This window comes from Photobacterium sp. AWH4_225, from assembly GCF_056158405.1.
Genome location: NZ_JBSWTF010000004.1, coordinates 828,306 through 844,604, shown reverse-complemented (window position 1 = coordinate 844,604; position 16,299 = coordinate 828,306). Strand labels below are relative to the sequence as shown.

Sequence of the window (16,299 nt, the reverse complement as noted above, 5' to 3'; positions counted from 1 at the left end):
CATGAATTCCTTCCTTAGAAAGATGAGAAAAAGTTCAGAACATCGGAGCACACCGCAGCAAGCGGCTGAGGTGTGCGTTTGTGGAGATAAGCGGTATCGTTACACTTACGGCTGTGGTGGTGTTGATGTCATGACAAAGTGCAGGTTGCCGCCTGGCTTGAATTCACTGTGATCGAAGAATAAATCTTTCGTCAGTGGTTTGCCGTTAATGGTGACAGAGTCAATATAGAGATTGTCTGGGCCATTGTTTTCTGCGGTAACGGTGAATTCGCCACCGGCTACGGGTATTGTCGCTTCATCAAACAGTGGGCGACCTATGGTGTAGGTTGTGCTGCCTGGCGTGACTTGATAAATGCCCAATGCACTCATGACATACCACGCTGACATCGCTCCCACATCTTCGTTACCGACAATTCCTTCAGGGGTAGCAAGGTAGAATTCCTTAAGTATTTGATCGACATATTCTTGAGTCTTCCAAGGTGTCGTGGTGAAGTTATACAAATAAGGCACATGCTGGTCTGGTTCATTACCATGCACATATTGGCCTATCAGCCCTGTCATATCGCTGGTGCCTTCTTGCTCTTCGGCATTGAATAAGGCATCAAGATTTTCTCTAAAGGCCGCTTCACCACCCATAACCGACTTCAATCCATTTATGTCATGCGGGGCGAACCAGGTCCATTGCCAGCCATTGCCTTCGGTGTAGTCACCGGTTTCATGCTCGGCATTGTAAGGATCAAAAGGCGTTCGCCAGCTGCCATCCAACATCACCGGGCGCATGAAGCCTGTGACGCTATGCTCTGTATATTCCGCAGGGTTGAAATCGAAATATCGCTGATAGCCTTTCGCCCGCTCCATGTACATGTTGTAGGCAGGATCGCTACCTGCAAGTTTGGCTATTTGGGCGATACACCAGTCGTAGTAGGCATTTTCTAAACCGTAAGAGACCGATTCCTTGGTCTCATCCGCAGGCGCATAACCTATTTCTTCAATGTACTTAATATGCGGGGTCATGACTTTATTGAGCAAGTCTTGATCCCAGTGCTGGAAATCTTCCGGGTGCCAGGTAGAGCTGGCAATACCAGCTTCAAGTGCTTCTAGTTTTTGCTGTTGAGTGAAGGCGTTGGGGTACTTGATCATTGCGTCAGCAATAATGGCGACAGCGGGGTAACCGACCATGGTACCCGTGTAGTTACTATGTAATTCCCATTTTGGCAGCAGACCGCCTTCTTTTTGTTTTTCAATGAGGTTAAGTGCGTACTCTACAGCGCGGTTGTGTTCGGTAATAGTTTTCAAGGGATGTAACGCGCGGAAGGTATCCCACATCGAATACACCGTATAGTTGGTTTGCCCTTCAGGGTTGGTATGAATCGCCTTGTCCATCCCCCGGTACTGACCGTCGACGTCTTGGTGGAGCATTGGCGCGAGCTTGGTGTGGTAGAGGGCGGTATAGAAGATGGTTTTTTGATCCTCACTGCCACCTCGAATGTGGAATGGCTCTAGGCTTTCTTGCCAGCGTTTCTCCGCTTGCTGGTGGGCAAGGTCAAAACTCAAGTCATCCGCTTCGACGGCGAGGTTGGCTTCAGCGCCGGCTGTGCTGACTGGGGAAAGCGCAACTTTTATCTCTAGCGGCTGCTCTGATGGCTCGAATTCGATGAAAGCCACGACGTTTTTCCCATTGGCAGTATTGCCGCTTACATCATGACCTTCATCGGTGATCTGGTACTGTTTGATTGCGGAAGAAAAGGTCGCAACAAAATACACATGTTGATCGGCAGCCCAGCCGCCACTGATCCTTTTACCAATGACCGTCTTTTCATCAATGAAGGTGATTTCATTTTCTAGGCTAACACCGCCCCAGTCTTCATTTAAGGTATGGCCGAGGTCGATCTTGAGCTTCTGCGGTTGATCAGATGGGTAGTGATAACGGTGCAGGCCGACCCTTGGGGTGGCGGTTAGCTCAGCCATGACGCCCGAGTTATCGAGTGTCACTTGGTAATATCCTGCAGTGGCATGCTCGTTCGATTTTTTGAATGCTGACTGCTGGTGTTGATCATCCTTGCTGTAAGGCATGAATAAAATATCACCGAGATCACCGATACCTGTTCCGCTTAAATGGGTGTGACTAAAACCGTAGAGCGTGGTGTCATCGTAATGGTAGCCGCTGGACGAGTGCCAACCTGTTAGGTGGGTATCGGGGCTTAGCTGGACAAACCCTTCGGGTACGACGGCACCAGGGAAGGTGTGGCCATTAAAACCGGTACCGATAAAAGGGTTAACATACTCTAAGATGTCGGTAGGCTGGGTTTTGCCTCCATCGTCGGATTGGCTACTGTCAGAATTACAACCTACGAGGGGGGCCAATGCTGCTGTAAGAGCGATTGCCAGTATGTGTTTATTAAACATAACAGACCTCTGGATATGAAAATAAAGTGATGTAAAAAGGAAATGATAAAAATGAAACGTAGTGCTTTTATTTATGTTTTTTATCTGAGTAACGAATTTTGATAGTTATTATCGGACGAATAGAAAAGGTTAATAGTGGATATTTGTGCCCTTTATAGGATATTTGTGCCCAAAGGGTGACAATGTGATTCTTATTCCAATGAATAAACAATTGCTAATGCGGAAGCTAATTGAGATCCCCTACACAAAAGATTCTTTAGGGTAATAAAGTCCAGTAAATGAATTAAAATTCATATTAATTTAGATATTCTCCATCGTTAAGATTTCTAGTGATAATTCAAGCCCAGTACGAACTTATTCATATCGAGAATATTGGGTAACTAAATGACTAGGAGTTTCTATGTATACACGTGCAATATTGGCACTGTCGGTTGCCGGTGTTATCGGATTGACCGGTTGCAACTCTGATGGTGACAGTAGTGGTAAAGTTGATGAACGGCCAGACTATTACAAAGTGCTAGATTACGTGAACCCTTTTGTTGGCACCGGGCCTGATGGCCACACATTCCCCGGAGCGGCCTTCCCATCAGGCATGGTGCAGTTGAGCCCTGATACAACAATGGAAGGGTGGGGATCGGCAGCGGGTTATTTCGATGATGGTACGGTAGAAGATATTCCCGTTTATGGTTTTAGCCACACTCATTTAAGTGGTACAGGGATCACGGATCTGGGTGATATTCTTATTTTGCCCTATACCGATGATGAAAATAACCGTTACAACACTTTTGATAAGAGTAACGAGATAGCATCCCCGGGTTATTATTCCGTAACGTTAAATCGTGGTGATATAAAAGCGGAACTGACAGTGTCGCCACGTGTGGGTTATCACAAGTACTATTTTGAATATGGTGAAAAGCCTTCTATTAAATTAGATCTGGCACATACCTTAAACAAAAGCTGGGGCAATAAATCCTTATTAAATGAACTAGAAATTGTAGATGCCTATACAGTAAGGGGGCACCGTAAAAGTGACTCTTGGTCGAAAAACCAGAGTGTCTATTTCTATGCCAAATTTTCATCGCCTATTATTGCTAAAAGAGTCGTGGCAGATGGAGTTGAGGTTGATGAGGTGCCGAATAACGTCAACATCGAAGCCGAAGAAGTTGTTTCATATTTCGAGTTTGAACCTAGCAATCAGCCGTTAGAAATCAAACTAGCCATTTCACCGACCAGTATTGAAGGTGCGCAGCGGAACTTAGAATCAGAAGTACCAAGTTGGGGATTTGAAGAGGTCCATGGTGCGGCTGAAAAAGCGTGGGCTGATGAGTTGAGTACCGTTGAGGTGTCAGGGGGAACAGAAACCGAAAAAACCAACTTTTATACCGCGATGTATCACACTCAAATTGCCCCGATGATTTTCCAGGATGTCGATGGCCAATACCGGGCAATGGATCCGGCTAAAACCATTAAACAGGCAGATGATACGCCCAATTATACCGTTTACTCGATGTGGGATACGTTTCGGGCATTCCACCCGTTACAAACCATCATTCATCCCGATAAAGCAAAGCAGTACGTCAACGACTTGATCCGTAAGCAGAAAGATGGCGGTTTGTTACCGAAGTGGGAGTTGCATGGCCACTACACCGGCACCATGATTGGTTACCCATCGGTCTCCATCATTGCGGATGCGCTGACTAAAGGTTTCGATATCGACATTAACGATGCTTTGCACGCGGTGAAAGAAACCACCATTTACGACTTGTCACGGTTCCCTGATTGGGACCCAAATACCTTGGCTTATGTGCAAGATCTGCAGATGAAAGCCAATATTGAAGATGGCTTTGTGCCGTATGGCTATTGGAACTCGGCTTCATACGGTATCGAATATTCCTACTACGATTGGGCGGTATCAGAGATTGCACGCTTGGCAGGTGACAGTGCGACTCAACAAACCTACCTTGAGCGCTCAGAGCATTACCTGAAATATTGGGACGCTGAGACTCGATTTTTCCGCGCTCTTAACTCTGATGGCTCATTTAACTTACCGGAAGGAGAAGAGGAGTTTGATCCTTACCATGTCGATGAGTTTGCCTTTACAGAAGGAAATGCCTGGCAGTGGAAATGGCAAACATTTCATGATTTCAATAAGCTAGAAGAGCTGTTGGGCGGCAAGGATGGGTTCAAGCAGGATCTTGATGCCCTGTTTAAAGCCGACGAATCTACCAGTGGTGAAGATCTACCGGATATGACGGGGTTCATTGGGCAGTATTTGCATGGCAACGAACCGTCACACCATATTATCTACCTGTGGAACCGTACTGATGAGCCGTGGCAAACCCAAGAGTACTTAGATAGGGTAATGCGAGAGTTCTACAAGCCGACCCCAGATGGCTTGATTGGTAATGAAGATGTCGGCCAAATGTCGGCATGGTACATCTTGAGTGCGATGGGCTTCTACCAAGTTACCCCTGGGATCCCAGAATATACCATTGGTCGTCCGTTGTTTGACAAGGTCGAACTCAATCTACCCAACGGCACCTTTACCGTGGTGGCTGAGAACAACAGCCCAGCCAACAAATATGTGAAGAGCGTGACTATTAACGGTAATGCACTTGGTGAAGGGTGGGTGTTTAATCACAGTGATATTGTCGCTGGTGGCGAGTTGCGCTTTGTGATGACAGATAAAAAGCCTGAATAGCACTTAAAAAACACCTCCGTTATGGAGGTGTTTTTTGTGGTTGTTTATAAGGCAATGGGATATTACTCACAGCTTTCTGGGGTGGTTACAATTTTATAGTGAATGCGTAAATTGTCCTATATCTCAATTAATGCCGTTAATTAATAATATGTGCCAGATAATCCAATATCGTTTATTGAATATAACGTAAAATAAAACAGACGGGGTCGTTGTTCTTAGGAGCTTTGTTTCTCTTGGAATCACAACATCCGTTAAATAAGGTGGCATTATGTTCCAAAAGAAATATATACCATTGGCAATTGCTTTAGCGCTAGGTTTAGGTGGATGTAACTCCGACAGTGGAAATAACAGCGACGATAAAGATAATGAAATTGTCGTTGATATGGAGATACTGAATTATATTGACCCATTTATCGGTACCGCAGGATCTGGCCATACCTTCCCAGGCGCAACCGTTCCTCAAGGGATGGTGCAGTTGAGCCCTGATACCACGCTGGATGGTTGGCATTCTGCCAGTGGTTATCATGATGCCAGTGATTATGAAAAAGGCGAGATCATTGACAAAGATATTCCGGTCTATGGCTTTAGCCATACTCACCTCAGTGGAACTGGTGTGACTGACTTGGGCGACATTCTAATATTGCCATTTACCGATGAAAGTAATGCCGAAGAAAATACCTTCGATAAAGTTTCGGAAGCTGCCTCTGCTGGTTATTATAAAGTAACGTTAAATGAATCCAATATTCAGGCTGAATTAACCGCTTCAACCCGGGTGGGCTACCATAAATATACTTTCCCGAAAGGCAGTGATCGAAAAATTAAATTAGACATTGGCCATACGCTTCAAGCTAATGGTGGTGAAAGTGTCTTAAATAAAATTGAAGTGGTGGATGATTACACTATTCGCGGACGCCGAGTCAGTGGCTCTTGGGTGAAAGATCATAATATTTTCTTTTATGCCAAGTTTTCAGCACCGATCGCCAATGCATTTATGTTGAACCAAGATGGCGCGGAGCGATCATTACCACACGGTGCGGTTCGCTCGGACACTGAAATAGCGGCTTATCTCGATTTTGGTTCAGAGAACGATGATCCGATAGAAGTTCGCGTGGGCCTTTCACCGGTTGATTGGAAAGGTGCTGAGCTAAACCTGGAAGAGGAAGTCCCTGATTTCGATTTTGCCAAGGTCAAAGAAGAGGCTGAATATGCGTGGGCGAAAGAGCTTTCAGTCATCTCGCTAAAAGGTGGCACCGAGGTTGAGAAAACCAACTTCTATACCGGTTTCTACCACAGCCAAATCGCGCCTATAGTGTTTGAAGATGTTGATGGTCGATACCGAGATCTGTTGGGCTATATCCGTGAGGAAGATGGCCTGACCAATTATTCGATCTACTCGATGTGGGACACCTTCCGGGCGGTGCATCCGCTACAAACTATTATCTATCCGAAGCGCGCTGAAGACTTTGCTAACGACTTGATCCGCAAACAACAAAATGCCGGGATCTTGCCTAAATGGGAAGCCCATTCAAGCTATACCGGTACTATGATTGGTTACCCGGCGGTGGCAATCATTGCCGATGCGATCGTCAAGGGGATGGAGGTGGATCCGAATGATGCCTTGCTGGCGGCAACGGAAAGCTCAACATACCACCCAGAAGATTTCCCACAAATTCCCGATGAGATTTTGGCTTCGGTGATGCCAGGCCAGTACAGCTACTACGAGCAATACCAGTTCATCCATGTGCCAAACTGGAACTCGGTCTCCTATGCACTTGAGATGTCTTACTACGACTGGACCATTGCCCAAATAGCGAAGGCTGCAGGTGATACCCAGAACTACGACAAATATATGGATCGCAGTACGTGGTCGCAAAACCATTGGGATCCGGTAGAGAAGTTCTTTGTCCCGGTGGACGATACCGGGACCAAGCTGGCAGAGTTTGACCCTTATAAAGTTGACCATTACTGGTTTACTGAAGGTAACGCCTGGCAGTGGCAATGGACATTGATGCAAGACTTGGAGCGGCTCACAGAGTTAATGGGCGGCACAGATGGCTTGAATAAGAAGCTTGACGAGCTGTTCAACGCTGAACCCAATGAAGGCGACTTGCAAGATATGACCGGCTACATTGGCCAGTATGTCCACGGCAATGAACCTTCGCACCATGTCATTTATTTGTACAACCGCACCAATCAGCCTTGGAAAGCACAGGAGTACTTGGATCAGGTATACAAAGACTTTTACCACAATGGCCCTGACGGCTTGATTGGTAATGAAGATGTCGGTCAGATGTCGGCGTGGTACATCATGAGCACAATGGGCTTTTATCAAATCACCCCAGGGGATCCTACCTACACCATTGGCCGCCCTGTGTTTGATGAAGTGACGGTACACCTGGCTGAAGGTGAGTTTAAAGTGATAGCCGAGAATAACAGCCCGGATAACCTTTATGTGAAAGAGGTGACCATTAACGGCAAACCGCTGGATCAATACAATACATTCGCTCACAGCGAAATTTACCCAGGTGGCGAGTTGCGTTTTGTTATGACCAACCAGAAACCCGTTAACTAACGAAACATCTAACACAAAGTTCAAGCAGAGGCACTAAGCAGGTAAGGGAAGTTCTCTTGCCTGCTTGTACGCCCCATTTTCTGCACCACCGAGTGCAGTTCATCAATTAGTTATTACATCTACAGGTATTGCCAGGTCCCGATGTGTCGGAATAGCGGTAAGGGCTTGCTGTATCTGAAGAAAATGTTCATGGAGGTAACATGTTTCAACGTTCTGAACGGTACTGCCGTTATGATTTCGCCTTCGTGCCGTATACCGACTTTAACGCCGGTGGCGAACTGCACTTTGTTATGACCAACCAGAAGCCGGACGCATGAGCCAATACTCACGGCGTGCAATTTTAATGATATCAATTGATTGGAGGATATATGTTTAAACGCTCATTACTTGCCTTGGCGATTGGGGTTTCTATTGGCTTGGTGGGGTGCAACTCAGATAGCAATACTGATGATGGAAAAGAACTCCCGAAAGCTGACTTAGTAAAGTATGTTGATCCCATGATAGGTACCGGTGGCTTGGCCAATACCTATCCCGGCGCGACAGTACCGCACGGCATGGTGCAGCTTAGTCCGAATAATGGGACCGGTGGTTGGGACTACATTAGCGGCTACCATTACCATGATGATCGGCTGGTGGGCTTTAGTCATACCCAGTTGTCCGGTACGGGAGCGGGCGATCTCAACGATATTCTGTTGATGCCATTTAACAGCCGCTCGGATGAAATGCGCGGCAGCAGTGAAGCATCGCACTTTAGCCATGATAACGAAACGGCAGAGGCCGGCTTCTATAAAGTGAGGCTGGATGATTACGGGATTGAAGCTGAGCTGACAACTACCAACCGGGTTGGCTTTCATCGCTATACCTTCCCTAAAGATGCTGACTCCAAGGTTGTCGTGAACTTAGGGTATGCCCTAAATTGGGACGCACCGACAGATACCGTGATCAAGGTGGTTGATGAGACAACGCTTGAAGGTTATCGCTATTCGACAGGGTGGGCGGCCGATCAGCGCGAGCACTTCGTGATTAAATTTTCGAAACCCATGACCGGCTTTGAGCTTAGAGATGATGAAACAGGCCAGGTTGTTGGCGGTAATGAAGTTCAAAGCACCAAAACCCGCGGGTACTTCAGCTTTGATACCAGCGCCGATCAAACGGAAGTCTTAGTGAAAGTGGCCCTGTCTTCAGTGGATGTTGCCGGTGCATATAAAAACCTCGATGCAGAGCTTAAAGACTGGGATTTTGATGGCACCCGCCAAGCCGCACATGATGCATGGCAGCGTGAGCTGGAAAAGGTCGAGGTGACCAGTGACGATGAAACCAAAAAGCGGATCTTCTACACCGCGATTTACCATTCTTACCTAGGCCCAACGCTGCACTCCGATGTTGACGGGCGTTATAAAGGTGCCGATCACCAAATCCAGCGTGCTTATGGTTTTGACCGCTACGATACCTTTTCTCTGTGGGATACCTACCGAGCAACCCACCCATTCCAGACGCTGGTTGAGCCTGATCGGGTAAGTGATATGGTCAATTCCATGCTGGCTCACTATGAGGAAACCGGTTTGTTACCGGTGTGGTCAATGAAAGGCAACGAGACCAACATGATGCTGGGCTACCATGCAGTGCCCGTGATTGCCGATGCGTGGCTAAAAGGGATCGAAGGCTTTGATCCTAAGTTGGCGCTGGAAGCAATGAAGGCATCCGCGGCATCAGATCGTTCTGAAATCGTTGCCTATCGTGAAAAGGGCTATGTGCCATATAGTGAAGAAGAAGGCGGTGATGGCTGGGCGGCGTCACGTGCGTTGGAATATTCCTATGATGATTGGGCTATCGCGCAAATGGCGCAGTCACTGGGTAAGGAGTCTGATTTCCAGCACTTTATTAAGCAGGCTAAAAACTGGAAGAACCAATACGATACCAGCCGTGATTGGTTTGTTCCGAGGCTGGAGAACGGCGACTTCATTTCTGATTTTGATCCTGAGCGCTATGAAGCAGGCTTTGCAGAAAGTAATGCCTGGCAGTATTTCTGGCATGTTCAGCATGATATTGCAGGACTAGTCGAGCAGATGGGCCAAGAAGCCTTTATCCAGCGATTGGATGATTTGTTTGAGACAACACCCGACCCAGATCAGGAGCTACCGATCTTCAGCACCGGGATGGTGGGGCAATATGTGCAAGGTAATGAACCTGATCACCATGCGCCATATCTGTTCAACTATGTAGGCCAGCCTTGGAAAACCCAAAAGTGGCTCAAGGAAGTGGTGGATGTGTGCTATACCGATAAGCCAGAAGGGATCTGCGGTAATGATGATTACGGGCAGATGTCGAGCTGGTATGTGTTTACCGCAATGGGGTTCTACCCGGTCAACCCTGCCGATCAGCGCTATGTGATAGGCAGCCCGCTCTTCCCAGAAGTGTCACTGAATTTACCTAATGGAAAGACCTTCACGGTGAAAGCCGAACAGGTATCGGATCAGAATATCTACATTCAATCCGCCACGCTAAACGGCAGCAGCTTGGATCGTTCATGGATCAGCCATGGCGAAATCACCCAAGGGGGTGAACTGGTATTCGAGATGGGCAATGAACCCAATTATAATTGGGCTTCGACCCCTGACGCCTTCCCGCCGTCTTGGACAGCGGAAGGACCATTTAACTAAATCGTTAATATTTTCAGTGGATATGACAGGCTCAGCTTAGGCTGAGCCTGTTGCTAACCCAGCTCGAAATTGTGAAGGTGTCATCCCCAGTTTTTGCTTGAACAGGCGGCAAAAGTAGTTGCTGTCGGTAAATCCGCATTGCTCAGATATCTGCTTTATCCGGCATTGATCCTTGGCCAGTAGTGTTTGGGCCTTGTCGAGTCGGCGGTGACAAAGGTAGTCCTTGAAGCTGGTTTTACCCTGTTGCTGGAAGATATGGGAAAGGTAATTGACGGAAATGTAGAAATGTTCGGCAATCATCTCGCGATTCAACTGCTGGTCAAAATGCTGGTCGATATAGCCGGTAATTTTCTGAAACAGCTCTTCTTGCCTTGATGGTAGGCAATCAGGCACCTTGCTCATTACCATGATATGGCTAAGGAGAGAGCGAATGACCAAGCTGATTGTGTGGTGATCGGCTCTGTCATACCCTAACTCTTCAAGGGCTTGCAGCAAGCCGTTACCGATTTTTAGCTGATGCCGGATCGTTGGGCGTTTGGCTACCTCGGTAAAGCCCTCGCCATTCCATCTCTGCAGGCTGAATCCCACTTTATGCGAGCTGATCATTAGGCTGAGGATGGTGACCTCTTCTTGCCACATGGGCTGGCTCCAGGCTTTGGCGGGAAAGTACACCACATCACCAGCTTCTAGGTTCTGTTGTATATGGTGGCTGCTGTCAACGGAGTAGTGAGTCACAATAGTACCTGAAAGCACAATATCGATACGTGGAATATCTATTTGCCAAGCAAGTGCTGGAGCGGAAAGGTTTTCCGCTGCCACATAGACCTTTCTGATAGCCAAGGTGTTATCGACCAACTTGGTGAGCTGATGAATGATTGGATCTTTACTATCAGGGTGCTGTTCTGCCTGGCTCATGAGACGTATCCGCTATTCTTTTCTGCTGCGATGGGAAATGAAAGTGCTACCGGAGTCGAGTAAAAATATTTTCATCAGCTACAAAACCTAGCGACGTTATTTTTTAGGCTCTGGGTGCACTGCCTTATTAATAAACTACCTGTTTACCGACGGGCTATCTGTTTATCAGATCTAATTTTAGTGAAAATATTTTCAGTTTTTGTTGTTTTGTGTGGTTGATCTCAAAAGCAATCTGAAAAAATTAACACAATAGACAGCAGTTGGACGGACTAAAAATTGACAGGAGTGCCACTTAATGAGTCACACCATAGTTGCAATTACTGCTTGTGCTGCAGGTATTGCACATACCTATATGGCAGCAAGAGCGCTTGAAGCCTTAGAGCAAGAACATGGCCTTAAGGTGAAAGTCGAAACACAGGGCTCGATTGGCGCTGAGAACATATTATCTGAGCAAGATATTGCCGCTGCAGATGTAGTGATTATTGCTTCAGACGTTGAGATTGAACTTGCCCGCTTTGCCGGCAAGCGGATTTACAAAACCCGTCCGAAGGTGGCGATTAAAGATGCGAAAGCCTTGGTGGATGTCGCGTTAAAGGAAGCGGTAGTTTTCGGTGCCAAAGGGACTGAGGTCGGTAACATAACCTTGGGTAAAACCAATGAAAATGGTTTTATCCAGCATATCATGAGCGGGATATCGTACATGGTGCCTATGGTTATCTCTGCGGGTCTATTGTTGGCAATTGCCAATATTTTTGCTTTCCAAAAAGATGAACTTGGCCGTATGGTCGCCTGGGGGTTTGATCAGTCCGATCCGTTGGGTGACTTGATGTACCACCTGTTCTTGGTGGGTAAAGTCGGCTTTACCCTGATGATCCCGCTGTTTGCAGGGTTTGTTGCTAATTCTATTGCCTCCCGCCCTGCGATTGCTCCGGCGATGATCGGCGCCTATATCGCCAATGATGCCGGTTTCCTGGGAACCGAAACCGGTGGTGGTTTCCTTTCGGCCATCCTTGTGGCATTCATCGTTGGGTATTTCGTACGTTACCTGAAAATGATCCGCTGGCCGAAGCTGCTGCAACCGCTGGTGCCGATCATGATTCTGCCGCTGATAGCCACTTTCTTTATCACTATTGTGGTGAAGTACATGATTGGTGGCCCGATCGCATCAGGCATGGGAGCGATGTACGATTGGCTTACATGGCTAACCACTAACTACTCGGCCTCGACCTTTATTATCGGCGCTATTATCGGTGCAATGATCGGCTTTGACTTTGGCGGCCCGGTGAATAAAACCGCGTTGATTTTTGGTACGGCGGTGTTTACCGATACCGTGGCTAAATACGGTATTGAAGGAGCCAACTTTGTACCGGGTACGGCAGCACAGGCGGCGATTTCAGTCGCGCCATTGGGGATTTTCGTTGCTTCCCAATTATTTAAGAACAAGTTTAGCTCGACGGAAAAAATAGCGGCTAACTCAGCGTTTGGTATGGGAATTGTTGGGGTGACGGAAGGTGCCATCCCGTTTGCTGCGGCGCATCCTGTCCAGATGATTACTGCCAGTGTTGCGGGCTCTGCCTTGGCGGGTGGTTTAGTCGGGTTTTTCGATGTTAAATTCTACGGGGGAATTGGCTCGCCGTTGGGCACCTTTGTTGGCTATATTGAGCAACCTATTCCGTTTGTTACTTGGATCCTGTGTACATTTGCGGGTATCACCCTGACCGCCCTGATCATTGGACTGTGGCGCAAACCGATAGGTGTTGAAACCCCTTTACCATCCTCAAAGACAGATACGCAACCAGTATCGGCTGACAGCCTAACCACACAAGCGGCGAACCATTCAGCTCGTGCAGAAACAAAGCCTGTTTTTCACTCTCAGCATGTCCTTTTTGATAGTGAGTCCACCACCAAGGAGCAGGCGTTTGCATTTATTGCCAAGCAAGCCATGGCGCTGGGATACGTTTCGGATGCTAAAGCTTACGAATCAGGTCTGAATGCCCGCGAACAGTCATCAAGCACTGGATTCACCGGGGGAATCGCGATCCCGCACTGTAAGAATACCGCGGCTACCCACGCTGGACTTTTCGTCATTCGTTTTAGCCATCCCATTGAATGGGAGACCATGGATGAGCAACCGGTTAGAACTGCTGTGGCACTGAGTATTCCTGCCAGTGGCAATGAAGAGAGTGTCCATATGCTGACGAAGTTGTCGCGCAAAATGATGCATCAGCCATTCCGCGATACGTTAAGTCAGGCTGACAGCCTTGAGGTCGAAGAGGCGATTGCCACTGCGATTGCTTGATAGCGGATGAAGAGAGAAGTAAAGATGCAGAAAACATTTCATGTTATCCCGCATACGCATTGGGATTTCGAATGGTATTTTTCGACACATGAGTCACTGATCCAACTGGTTTACCATATGGAAGAAGTGATGTCAGCGCTGGAGTCAGGAGAAAATGACACTTATCTGCTCGATGGCCAGCTCAGTATTATCGAGGACTATCTCGAACAGTGTCCTGGGCAGAAAGCGCGCTTAATAAACTTGGTTCAGCAGGGAAAGCTGCTCATTGGCCCTTGGTATACCCAGACTGATCAGTTGATTATTTCGGGTGAATCCATTGTCCGAAACTTAATGACGGGGATCCGTCTCGGCGAGCAGTTCGGCTCGGTGATGAATATTGGTTATGTCCCTGATGCGTTTGGGCAAAGCATCGATATGCCTAAAATATATCAGGGGGTTGGGATCGATAAAACGGTGTTTTGGCGTGGGCTATCAACCGATATATGCACCAGCCGCGAGTTCAACTGGCAATCTGAAGACGGTAGCGAGGTACTAGGTTATAACATCAAGAACGGCTATTTCGTTGGCTCATACCTAATCGATAATGATGATCCAACCCCACTTTGCCATCAAGCGGAGGACGGTGTCCTAGGGCATCATATTGCTATTCCGCTCGGGGGAGATCAGCGCTATGTCGACCGCAATATCAAAGCGCGGTTAGCGGTGAATAATCAAAATTGTACGGACTATACCTTGGTTGAGAGTAGTTACGATCGCTTGTTCAAGGCCATTGCGGATGAGAAATTGTCGCTGCCGACGCTTAGCGGTGAGTTCATTGATGGCCAAGTCTCGAAGATCCACCGTTCTATCTATTCGTCACGTTATGATCATAAATACCTCAATGACCGGGTTGAACGCCGTCTGAGCTATCAGCTGGAGCCATTAATGGTTATGGCCCAGTCGTGGGGGATCGAGGCGAAACCGGCAATGGTGGCCAATATATGGAAAACCATTTTGCGCAACCATGCCCACGACAGTGCGGGTGGGTGTAATACTGATAAAACCAATAAAATTATCTTGGCCCGCTATGAGCAGGCAGATCAGATGTCTGGCTCGGCGGTGGATTACTTGGTACGGAAACTAGCAGAGTCACAACCTACAGCTGAGCAGGGAGGTATCGATGGGCGTTTAACCCTATTCAATACCTTACCGTATGCGCGTGAGGTGTTGATCAAAACGACAATATCAACCGTGAAGCCACACTTTACCTTGTGCGATCTTCAAGGTAATGACATCGCGTATGATGTGCTCAATACCGAACATGTTTACCGCGGTTCGATACAGCGCGACAGCAAGGAAAATGATCCTAGCCTGTATTACTACCAGACTGAGATCGCGTTTGCTTATCCTTTGCCTGCTTCTGGCTTTACTAGTTTACAAGTTGTTGAAACTGAACAGCCTTCGTCACCCAATATTCAAACCCGTGAAACCGATGTATCTGAAGCGCACATAGAGAATGAACGCTACCGGCTAGAATACCGCCAAGGCCAGTTCCGCTTGTTTGACAAGCAACAGCAGCAATGGTGGAACAACTGCCTTACGCTTTTGGATATGGGGGATGATGGTGATACCTATGATTACTCCCCGCCCGAGCAGGATTGGCTGGTAACACTGGACTGGCATGAAGCGACGCTTAGCGTTAACAAGGGGCAATGTGGCCAATCCCTTGTGGTTGAAGGGATATGGCACTTGCCGAAAAACTTAGCAGAGCGTGCGAACAAGCAGTGCTCTGGGCAATTGGGCTACCGTATTGAATTGCAGTTGGATACGGCGAGTGATGGCGGTTCGCCTGAGTTGAATCGTTCGCCAATTGTGATTGATGCAGAGTTTGATAATCAAGTCGAAGATCACCGGTTGCAACTGGTGGTAACGATGCCATTTGAGACCCAGACATCGTGGGCTGATACCCCGTTTGGTATTGTCGAGCGCGTCAATCAACACAAACACCTTGATGATTGGCGCCAGGCTGGCTGGAAGGAAGAGCCGAGCTCAATTTACCCGATGCTTCATTACGCGAACGTGCATAACGCAACAACCAGCATCACGCTGATGGCGAAAGGGGTGAAAGAGTATGAGGTTCGGGCGGATAACCAGCTGGCATTAACCATGTTCCGCTCGGTGGGCTGGCTAGGAAAACCTGACTTACAACGCCGTCCGGGAATTGCCTCTGGGCAGCAATTCAAATATATCCCAACACCCGATAGCCAGTTACAAGGGAGGCTGAAGGTTGAGTGTGCGATGCTGGTTGAACCGCACTTTGATCCCGCTGATCTTCAACAGGCTTGGCAACACTATGCGGTTGAGCCATTGGTGTATCAGAATCAATCCCTCAACCAGTTCACTAACACCCTTAAGTATTTTGTGATGCACCCGCTGTATAATACGGTCGCTGATTATCAACAAGGCATTGATTTGCATTCCGATAGTTTGGTGTGTAGTGCGGTTAAACCGTCAGAAGACAATACCGGTGTGTTGGTAAGGCTTTATAATCCAAGTTCTGAGTGTATTAAGGCATCGGGCACGCTTACTTTACCCATAGCGTTTTCGAATATTGTTGAAGTTGATTTGATGGAAAGAAAAAAATCTATTGAATGTGAAATTCACGGTATGGTTGAGCTCGGCGAGTTTAAGCCTAAACAAATACGGAGTTTCGTTATTCGTTATAAGTGAAAGTTATTTAGGCATCATCTACACAAAAAATAGAGTT

General features: G+C 47.4%; 7 protein-coding genes. 5 read left to right on the top strand and 2 right to left on the bottom strand.

Annotated elements, in window-relative coordinates; all coding sequences use genetic code 11:
- Window positions 1-105: 105 nt before the first annotated feature.
- A complete protein-coding gene (locus ACXAD4_RS21050) occupies window positions 106-2,406 on the bottom strand; it encodes a GH92 family glycosyl hydrolase (RefSeq protein ID WP_475243904.1) in 2,301 nt (766 codons plus the stop codon).
- 400 nt (window positions 2,407-2,806) lie between these two features.
- Here ACXAD4_RS21050 and ACXAD4_RS21045 point away from each other — a divergent pair, with 400 nt between their 5' ends.
- The 3 genes from ACXAD4_RS21045 to ACXAD4_RS21035 all read left to right on the top strand — a co-directional run bounded on the left by ACXAD4_RS21045 (window position 2,807) and on the right by ACXAD4_RS21035 (window position 10,339).
- Window positions 2,807-5,107 (top strand): GH92 family glycosyl hydrolase, encoded by a 2,301-nt coding sequence (locus tag ACXAD4_RS21045; RefSeq protein WP_475243903.1) that lies wholly within the window; start codon window positions 2,807-2,809, stop codon window positions 5,105-5,107.
- A 268-nt stretch (window positions 5,108-5,375) separates the two neighbouring features.
- Window positions 5,376-7,679 carry a GH92 family glycosyl hydrolase gene (locus ACXAD4_RS21040; protein ID WP_475243901.1) on the top strand — a complete coding sequence of 768 codons (2,304 nt, stop codon included), beginning with the start codon at window positions 5,376-5,378 and terminating at the stop codon, window positions 7,677-7,679.
- Between the two features lie 368 nt (window positions 7,680-8,047).
- Window positions 8,048-10,339, top strand: a complete 2,292-nt coding sequence (locus ACXAD4_RS21035; RefSeq protein WP_475243900.1) for a GH92 family glycosyl hydrolase — start codon at window positions 8,048-8,050, stop codon at window positions 10,337-10,339.
- 36 nt (window positions 10,340-10,375) lie between these two features.
- Here the strand turns inward: ACXAD4_RS21035 and ACXAD4_RS21030 are convergent, their stop codons facing one another.
- On the bottom strand, window positions 10,376-11,254 hold the full coding sequence (locus ACXAD4_RS21030; RefSeq protein WP_475243899.1) for a helix-turn-helix domain-containing protein: 879 nt from the start codon (window positions 11,252-11,254) through the stop codon (window positions 10,376-10,378).
- Between the two features lie 295 nt (window positions 11,255-11,549).
- Here ACXAD4_RS21030 and ACXAD4_RS21025 point away from each other — a divergent pair, with 295 nt between their 5' ends.
- Both ACXAD4_RS21025 and ACXAD4_RS21020 read left to right on the top strand, forming a co-directional pair.
- A complete protein-coding gene (locus ACXAD4_RS21025) occupies window positions 11,550-13,553 on the top strand; it encodes a fructose-specific PTS transporter subunit EIIC (RefSeq protein WP_475243898.1) in 2,004 nt (667 codons plus the stop codon).
- Between the two features lie 24 nt (window positions 13,554-13,577).
- The gene (locus ACXAD4_RS21020) at window positions 13,578-16,262 is read left to right on the top strand and encodes a glycoside hydrolase family 38 N-terminal domain-containing protein (protein WP_475243897.1); all 2,685 of its coding nucleotides are present in this window, start codon (window positions 13,578-13,580) and stop codon (window positions 16,260-16,262) included.
- The last annotated feature ends 37 nt before the right edge of the window (window positions 16,263-16,299 follow it).

Coding starts and splice junctions, on each gene's coding strand:
- ACXAD4_RS21050 (WP_475243904.1), bottom strand. CDS start 2,406: ATGTTTAATAAACACATACTGGCAATCGCTCTTACAGCAGCATTGGCC.
- ACXAD4_RS21045 (WP_475243903.1), top strand. CDS start 2,807: ATGTATACACGTGCAATATTGGCACTGTCGGTTGCCGGTGTTATCGGA.
- ACXAD4_RS21040 (WP_475243901.1), top strand. CDS start 5,376: ATGTTCCAAAAGAAATATATACCATTGGCAATTGCTTTAGCGCTAGGT.
- ACXAD4_RS21035 (WP_475243900.1), top strand. CDS start 8,048: ATGTTTAAACGCTCATTACTTGCCTTGGCGATTGGGGTTTCTATTGGC.
- ACXAD4_RS21030 (WP_475243899.1), bottom strand. CDS start 11,254: ATGAGCCAGGCAGAACAGCACCCTGATAGTAAAGATCCAATCATTCAT.
- ACXAD4_RS21025 (WP_475243898.1), top strand. CDS start 11,550: ATGAGTCACACCATAGTTGCAATTACTGCTTGTGCTGCAGGTATTGCA.
- ACXAD4_RS21020 (WP_475243897.1), top strand. CDS start 13,578: ATGCAGAAAACATTTCATGTTATCCCGCATACGCATTGGGATTTCGAA.